Genomic DNA, 8,564 nt, shown 5'->3' with positions numbered 1-8,564 from the left:
GTCAACCGGTTGACACAACTATGAGAATATTTTTTACTAAGGGCACTCTGGTCTAAAAAAGTTGAGAGTAGAGCTAGATGTGAATTTTTTAAGTAACGCTACAGCTGCATTATTTTATAACCTCTTTATCAACAAACGAAACTGTGTGACACCGAGCTTCAAACCCTGATTTCACACAGTTTATTCATTCATTTTCAACCGTTTATTCCAGCTCATTCTTATTATTTAATCCCTGTTCCAGACCCGCCAAGACCTTGCAAAATATATTTTTGTGCCAGGATATATACAATGATTAGCGGAATCGTGGAAATCGTTAAAATCGACATAATCTGATTTGTAAAGACAGGCTCGGTGGTGTTAATGTTTGTTATTGCTACCTGTAACGGGAATTTTGTTGTATCCGTCAATACCATCAGCGGCCATAGATAGTCATTCCAGCTGGCGATAAAAGAAAGTGTACCTACTGTTGCAATGGCTGGCTTAGACATGGGAAGCATAATTCTCCAAAAAATAGTCCAGCTATTTCCGCCATCAATTTTAACAGATTCAATCACCTCTTCAGGCACAGACTTGAAGAAATTCCTAAATAAGTAGATAAAGAAAATATTTGCAAGCAACGGCAAAATTACTGCTAACCGTGTATTTAAAATGCCTAAACTGTGAGCTACGGTAAACTGTGTAATGATGATAGTTTCCACCGGTACAATTAATAGTGCAAGCATTAACGCAAAGAGAATTTTCTTCCCGCGAAAATGGAACCGGGCAAAAGCATATCCAGCCATAGCATTAACAATAATGGAACCGCCTGTAATCACTACTGCATAGATAATACTGTTAAAAATATACTGTGCAATATCAAATCTGCTAAACAGCTCTTGATAAGACTGCAGCCAATCAGATGGATTCAGTGATGGAAGCAATACTTTAATTCCGTTCATATCTGTATAAATACTGGCTTCCGGCTTCATCGAGGAGACGATCATCCAAATTAAAGGAAATACAAAGATACATGCTATTAATATAAGGACTGTATACTCAATAATTTTTCTAACTGGTTTTTTCATTAGTTATCGTCCTCCCTGGAAACCCTGCTCTGGATAATAGCAACAATTCCAATTATAATGCCAAAGATAACTGTCATCGCACTGGCATAACCTATCATCCGATCAGAGAAGCCAGATTGATAGATATAGTAAACAGGCGTCATTGTTGCGTTCATTGGTCCGCCTTGAGTCATTACCATCGGCTGTATAATCAGCTTAAAGGCGGAAATTAACGTGGTAATCATAATTAAGATAGATGTCGGCTTCAATAGAGGCAGGGTGATATAGTAAAATTTCTGCCATTTATTAACTCCATCTATTTTTCCAGCCTCATAAACTTCTCCAGGAATATTCTGAAGTCCAGCTAAGAAAATAAGCATTTGGTAACCAGCCCCCTGCCAGGCAGATACAAAAACAATCGTAACCATTGCTTGGGTTGGACTGCTTAAAAACGGTTGTGGATCAATTCCAACATTAACAAGTATATTATTAATCAAACCTTCAGAAGGATTTAATAAATATAACCAAAGGACAGAAATAACAACGAGCGACAAAACCACTGGCGAGAAATAAGCAACTTTAAAGAAAATATTCCCTTTACGCTGCTTATTAATCAATAAAGCAAGGCCTAGCGCTGCTCCAACTTGAATTGGGATAACAAGTACAACAAACAATGCTATGTTTTTTAAACTTTGGATGAAAATAGGATCTTTAAATATAGCTATAAAATTTTCAAGCCAAACAAAATTTATATCATTTGGAGTTAATAAATAGTAATCTGTAAATGAATAATAGATTGCTAACAACGATGGATAAACTAGAAATAATCCAAGTAATATAAGTGCCGGAGCCAAAAAAATATATGCTGCTATATTCTCCTTTTTGTTTATATTCATTTCCTAAACCCCTTTTAAAGATTTCTGGCTTAGCTTTCTGCTAAGCCAGAAATCTTCATAGTATAATTTTCCTTTAAACGACTTGATTGAATAGATCAATCTAATACACTCTGAATCTGTGCTGCCTTATCATCAAGTAACGCCTGAATATCGCTGTTCTCTTCATAATAAGTTGCGTCACTTATTGTATCCTGGAAAATACGGCTTACTTGCGGATAACTCGGCAGAAGCGGGCGGGCTTGTGCCGATGCTGCATTTTGTTCAATTAACACATTCATTTCGTCACTTACTTGATCTGTAATTTCATCAATTGCTGAATAAGATGCCGGCAGAACACTATTTGCTAATGACATTTCAGATAATGATTCCGTAGATACCATAAAATCGATTAACGCTCCTGCTGCTTCCTGCTTTTCTGAAGAAGCAGACATGGCATATTGCCAGCTTCCTGATGGCGATACCAGCTCACCTGTATCTGGAGATGTTGGATATGGCATAACACCATACTCAATATCTGGATATTCTTCAAGCTCTGCAATCGTCCATGATCCGCCAAACTTCATTGCGTATTCTCCAGTATGAAACCCTTTATCCACCGGTGTAATGGTACTGTAACCATTTTTCACCATATCTTGAATAAACGTAATTGCTTTAACACTATTTTCATCATTTAGAATACCTTCAGCTGTTGTACCGTCTTCAGAAACGACATCCCCGCCTTGTGACCATAAGAAAGGTGTAAAGGCATACATTAACCATTCACTCTTATCATCAAATCCCATATCAATGACCGGTTTGTCAAATTCATTATGCAATGTTTCATTCAGCTCTAAGAATTGATTCCAATCCCAAGGCTCGTCCACTGTCGGTAAAGAATCTAAATCTACTCCTGCTTCTTCAAACATTTGTTTGTTGTAGAAAATACCAACACCAGATTCAGAAAAACCTACTGCGTACATCTGATCATCGTACGTACCTTGTTCAATAATACTTGGAAGTAAGTCATCTTTGTTTGTGAGGTATTCATCTACCGGAGCAATAATTCCAGACTCTGCATAGGCTGCTGTATTTGGACCATCCAATGTTAAGACATCAGGTAAAGTACCTGTCGTCAAGGCTGCATTAACTTTATCTTCATAACCTCCTCCACTGCCGCTGCGGGGAACAAATTCCGCTGTTGCTACATATTCACCTTCATATGCTTCATTGAAACGGTCAATTGTATTTTGCATTGCTTCTCCTTCAGGTGTTTCTAAAGAAGTATGAAACCAGACAACGACCTCATTATCATTTGCACTGGAGTTTCCTCCACTGCCACAAGCTGTTAAGACTAAAACTGCACACATCATAGCGATAAATACAGATAACTTTTTCATTATTAAACCCCTTCCAATTTTCAGTTTATTGAAACTGCTTACAAAGGATTATATGACAACCGGTTTCATATGTCAACCGGTTGTCATATACTTTTTTAAAATTTTTTGATAAACTCAGCATATTGTTCAATCCTTGCTACGATGCGCCTGGATGTATGCAGATACTAAACTTATCTTCACTGTACAAAAAGGGATGAACCCAGACACGTCTTGGATTCATCCCTTTTTGTATTTATTCTTTTATCGCTAAAGCAATACAGCCCTTGACTCCTTGATCATCATTTAATCCTGGAGCAACAATCAAATCATCCACATTCTCTACTTCGATATAACCATTTAATAACTCCATAAATTTTTCACGGATCATTGGATAGAGCTTTTCCTGCTTCATCACGCCTCCTCCAAGAATAATTTTTTCTGGAGAAAGGATAACAAAGTAATCCAATATTGCCTGTGCAAGATAATATGCTTCTATTTCCCAAACATGCTCCTCATCAGCCAATTCCGCTCCTTTTCGGCCATAACGTGCTTCAATTGCCGGCCCTGCAGCTAATCCTTCCAGACATGCACCATGACTGGGACATGCTCCTTCAAAATCATCATTTGGATGTTTTTTTAATAAAATATGCCCCATTTCTGAATGGTTTTTCCCCTGAAACGGCTTCCCGTCTTGAACAAGTCCTGCCCCAATACCTGTACCTACTGTTATGTAAAGACTGCTGGAGGCATCTTTTCCAACACCATATTCATATTCTCCCAAACAAGCTACAACAACATCTGTATTGATTGCTACCGGAATGTTAAAACGTTTTTTAAGCTCTTCCAAAAGCGGATAATAACGCCAGGGAACTTTGGGAGTATTCTCAATCGCACCATAATTTTCACTGCCAGCACGTAAATTGATTGGCCCAAAAGCTCCTACTCCCAATTTTTCAATTTTATGCTTTGAAAAGAACTCTTCCACTTTTGCTAATGTCTCTTCAGGTGTTGTTGTTGGAAAAGCCGTTCGATCTAGAATGGTTCCATCCGGGTTACCTACTGCACATACAAACTTTGTGCCACCTGCTTCAATTGCTCCTATCATCTTGGATAACACTCCTTCTCTCTTCTATTGTTTGATTATTATAGCAGATTTTTCTCACTGGGATATTATTTCATCTTTTTTCTTAATCTAAATTTGAATAAACATACTTACCTTTCTTCAAGTTACATGACCTGTTGTTTTCCCTTTCCAAATGGAAACTGGGAATGTTTTTTCTTTCATATCAAGCGTTTTACCATCAATCTCTTGAATCAATGTCTCCACAGCGCTTTCTGCAATTTGATATGTCGGCTGAACAATCGTCGATAACTCAGGATAAATCGAACGAACTAGATCTGTTCCATCATAACCAATAATTTTTAAATCCTCCGGGACTCGATAACCCAAACTTTCAGCATACTGTAAGGTACGAATAGCTAATAAATCATCACTGGCAAAGATACCATCCACATCTGGATTTTCCTTAAAAAGCTGTTTTATCACATCAATATTGCTTTCTAAATAAGCTACATTTGGCACATGATACGTTAATGGCATTCTTCCAGCATCTTTCATTACTTTTTCATAAGCATATTGTCTTTCATTCGCTGGCGTTTCCAAATTCACGTCTCCATTAATATGAATGATATTTTCACATCCAACATCCAGCAGTTCTTTACTGGCAAGTTCACCGCCTTGAAAATTATCTGAGCTGACAACATGAATATTCTCCGATAGGTAATGGTCAATTACAACTGCAGGAAATTGCTGCTCCTTATCCACTAATCCGCGGTTATAGGTGACGACAATTACTCCATCCACCTGATTACGCTGCAGCATATCCCAATATTTTTTTTCTTTTTCTGCCTCTTGCAAACTGTTGCATAATAAAACTTTATATCCTTTGTCATTACAGATTCTCTCAATACTGTCCACCAGTGCACCAAAAAAAGGATGATTGGTAGAAGGTACGATGACCCCAATCAAATAGGTACGTTTATTATACAGAGAACGCGCAAGGTCATTCGGTATATAGTTAATTTCCTTCATCGCCGCAAACACTTTTTCTTTCGTTTTGCTGCTGATATACCCCCTGTCATTCAATACCCGGGAAACCGTTGTTGGAGACACACCAGCAACCTTTGCGACATCTTGGATTTTAGGTTTCATATAAAATCTTCTCCTTTTAAACCCGCTTTCCACTTTCACATATATTCTTATATCATATAAGCTTTCCTTCATGACGTAAAGCGTTGTTGTATGATTGTATTAGTTTAAAGAACACTGCTCTAAAATATAAGAAATTATTTACAGCAATGTAACTGGCTGACCGGCTCCCGCTTCAAGAATAGAGAAAAATCAAAAATTTGAAGTGGGAGTCGGTCAGCCAATAACGGTCCGGTTGGTTTAGTCTTCTTTGATGCAGGTTACAAAGGAGTTGCGACGGCGCTGCCAACCTTAGTTCTCTCCTTGCTTCGATTTTCCAGTCTGATAATAGTCCCAAAAACAATGTATCCTCTTTATTCCTGTAAATCTTATAAACCCCGTCAGCATTTAACAAACGTTGACGGGGTTTATAGTACCAAGTGTTTTATACTTTTTAATTTATATAGCGGTTCATATTTCACGTTGATTAAAGCACATAGATTCTATTAGGAATGCACCCTATTCTTGCTACACCTCTGAGGACATTCTCACCTTTGAAGCTACCGGACAGCGATATCATACTTTGCTGTATCCAGCGCAAGTTCCGTTTCTAATGCATAACCTACACGGTATAAAGTAGCCTCATCATATTCTTTTCCGATGAATTGAATGCCGACTGGTAACCCATCCGCAGAAAAACCACACGGAACAGATATGCTTGGAAAGCCATTCAAATTAGTCGGTGATGTCAGCTTAATAATCGACCAGCGAATATGCTGCCCTGCGTATTTCTCAATATCTACATGACGTTCATTAATATTCGGAGGCAGTATAGGTAACGTCGGTGTCAAAATGATATCCACCTCTTCCAATACTTGATTAAATTCTTCTTTAGCAAACTGGCGAGTTTGTAATGCCTGGACATACTCGAACCCTTTTGTATCCAATGCTGTTAAGAGCCTCTCTTTCACCTCATCATCCCACTTATCAGGAAAATCACTTAAATTTTGTTCGTGAACCGCATAAGCCTCACTGCTTAAAATCACTTTGTACGCTTCGGAAAAATTTTTTATGTTCGGTAAATAAATGTCACTGACAATAGCTCCCATATGCTTCAAAACTTCAATCGTTTCATCCATAACCTCTCTGACGTCTGCATTCATATCTTCAAAATAGAAACTGGCTGGCACACCGATTTTCATGCTTTCTATCCCTTTACCAATATCTCGTAAAAAATCTTCTTGCCCATTTTGAGTTAAATTTAAATCCATGGAAGCATAATCAACCAGAGCGTTTAAAAGAAGCGCATTATCCTTTACAGTCCTTGTTAAAGGACCTACATGATCCAGTGTCGATGAAAGAGGAAATACGCCATGGTTACTGATACGTCCATATGTCGGTTTCATCCCGACTACGCCACAAAATGAAGCAGGGATTCTGACGGAGCCTCCGGTATCCGTCCCCAGCGACCCATAACAGAGACAGGCAGAAACAGCAGCAGCAGACCCACTGCTTGAGCCCCCCGTCATTTTCTTGATATCGTGGGGATTCCGAACAGGACCAAAATAAGAACGGTCTCCTGTTGGGCCATAAGCAAATTGATGCGTATTTAATTTACCAATGATAATGGCTCCAGCCTCTTTCAGCTTATCTACCACGGTTGCATTATATTCGGGAAGATAATCCTTAAAAATCTCAGAACCCATTGTCGTCTTTAGATTTTTAGTATAAATTAAATCTTTTAAGCCTATAGGTATACCGTGTAAAGGACCTTTATACTCTCCAGCTTCTATCTCTTGCTCAGCTTGTTTCGCTTGTTCTAATACATCTTCACGATTAACAGTAATAAAAGAATTAATAACTGAATCCACGGTGTCAATTCTTTCTAAGAGCTGTAAAGCTATTTCTGCCGGAGAAATTTTTTTCTCTTTGATTAGAGCAGATATGCTTGCTATATCATAGGTTAATATCTCTTGTTCAGTAATCATTTCTTCATCCCCTTTCTTCCTATGCTTTATTACATTTTATCGAATTAACCAAAGGGAAATCGCCGGGAAAATAATAATCGCAACAAGCCCTATTATTAAAACAACATAAAACGGTAAAACACCCATAACAACATTACCCACTTTCTCCCTTGTAATGCCGCTTACCACGAATAAATTCAGACCTACTGGTGGTGTAATCAGTGCTAGCTCCAAATTCACAATCATAATAATCGCAAAATGAATTAAGTTAAAATCAAAAAATGCTAATATTGGTAACAGAATTGGAAGCGCAATCAAAATAACAGACACTAGATCCAGAAACATCCCTAGGACAAAAAACATCAGATTGACAGCAATTAAAAAGATCCAAATATTTGCAGAGCTTGTTTCTATCCATTGCGATAACTGCTGTGGTATTTGCTCCGTTGTTAATACCATACCAAAAATATGAGCTGAAGCAATAATTAAAAAGATCATTGATGTCATATTTATAGAGTCTTTCACAATACTATTAAATAAAGAAATACTCATTATTTGGACAACTATCTCTATTGGTTCCATTGGCTCGAATTAGGCAAGGATTTAGCATTTGATAAACTAGTAGAGCAAATGCTTATTTCAGCGTGTCAAAAATCCAATTATATTACAGTTAAAAATCTAAGAATAACAAATTGACAAATAACTCAATTACTTTACAATATAAGAGAACACACATTCTGTCAGGGAGGGTATTCTTTGAACAGTTATTTAGTAATATTAAAGGATAAAAGAAATGGAGAATTAAGTAATGATTTACTAACAAATCACGTTACTTACTTAAAGAGGCTAAGACAGCAAGGTTCATTAATGTTATGTGGTCCATTTGTAGATGATGATGGTGCTGTTATGGTTTTTCAATCTGAAAGCGTTGAAAGTGTTGAGGAATTGTTGAATAACGACCCGTTTGTTTATGAGAAATACTATCAATCATACGAAATAAAAGAATTCTTAGAAGCAAATGACGGGAATAATTGGCTGGTTGGAGTACCGCAAACAAAAGGAAATTTAATTGACTAAGAAAACTATGAGGCTGGGACATAACTAGCCAATAATAA

8 protein-coding genes and 1 pseudogene are annotated in these 8,564 nt (G+C 37.4%); 2 read left to right on the top strand and 7 right to left on the bottom strand.

The genetic code is table 11. The annotated features are described in order from the left end of the window. Positions 1 to 221: 221 nt before the first annotated feature. From FLK20_RS21245 to FLK20_RS21215, 7 genes are all read right to left on the bottom strand, one after another. Entirely contained in the window at positions 222 to 1,064 is an 843-nt protein-coding gene (locus FLK20_RS21245; protein ID WP_152658599.1) for a carbohydrate ABC transporter permease, read from the bottom strand. Further along, the gene (locus FLK20_RS21240; protein ID WP_152658598.1) at positions 1,064 to 1,939 is read right to left on the bottom strand and encodes a carbohydrate ABC transporter permease; all 876 of its coding nucleotides are present in this window, start codon (positions 1,937 to 1,939) and stop codon (positions 1,064 to 1,066) included. Before FLK20_RS21240 ends, FLK20_RS21245 begins: the two co-directional genes overlap by 1 nt. 95 nt (positions 1,940 to 2,034) lie before the next feature. Next, the gene (locus FLK20_RS21235; RefSeq protein WP_152658597.1) at positions 2,035 to 3,315 is read right to left on the bottom strand and encodes an ABC transporter substrate-binding protein; all 1,281 of its coding nucleotides are present in this window, start codon (positions 3,313 to 3,315) and stop codon (positions 2,035 to 2,037) included. A 232-nt stretch (positions 3,316 to 3,547) separates the two neighbouring features. Continuing rightward, positions 3,548 to 4,399 carry an ROK family protein gene (locus tag FLK20_RS21230; RefSeq protein WP_152658596.1) on the bottom strand — a complete coding sequence of 284 codons (852 nt, stop codon included), beginning with the start codon at positions 4,397 to 4,399 and terminating at the stop codon, positions 3,548 to 3,550. Positions 4,400 to 4,516: 117 nt separating this feature from the next. Then, on the bottom strand, positions 4,517 to 5,506 hold the full coding sequence (locus tag FLK20_RS21225) for a LacI family DNA-binding transcriptional regulator (protein WP_152658595.1): 990 nt from the start codon (positions 5,504 to 5,506) through the stop codon (positions 4,517 to 4,519). 536 nt (positions 5,507 to 6,042) lie between these two features. Continuing rightward, positions 6,043 to 7,470 carry an amidase gene (locus FLK20_RS21220; protein ID WP_152658594.1) on the bottom strand — a complete coding sequence of 476 codons (1,428 nt, stop codon included), beginning with the start codon at positions 7,468 to 7,470 and terminating at the stop codon, positions 6,043 to 6,045. A 36-nt stretch (positions 7,471 to 7,506) separates the two neighbouring features. Then, on the bottom strand, positions 7,507 to 7,956 hold the full coding sequence (locus FLK20_RS21215; protein ID WP_255473845.1) for a TRAP transporter large permease subunit: 450 nt from the start codon (positions 7,954 to 7,956) through the stop codon (positions 7,507 to 7,509). A 39-nt stretch (positions 7,957 to 7,995) separates the two neighbouring features. Here FLK20_RS21215 and FLK20_RS21210 point away from each other — a divergent pair. Further along, positions 7,996 to 8,145, top strand: a pseudogene (locus FLK20_RS21210) (IS1595 family transposase); the annotation flags it as partial. 60 nt (positions 8,146 to 8,205) lie between these two features. Then, entirely contained in the window at positions 8,206 to 8,526 is a 321-nt protein-coding gene (locus FLK20_RS21205) for a YciI family protein (protein WP_194165715.1), read from the top strand. Positions 8,527 to 8,564: the final 38 nt, after the last annotated feature.

Source organism: Oceanobacillus sp. CFH 90083 (assembly GCF_009389585.1).
Lineage (GTDB): Bacteria > Bacillota > Bacilli > Bacillales > Amphibacillaceae > Oceanobacillus.
Note: the sequence above shows the minus strand (reverse complement) of the source record. Positions and strands in the feature narration are given on the sequence as shown.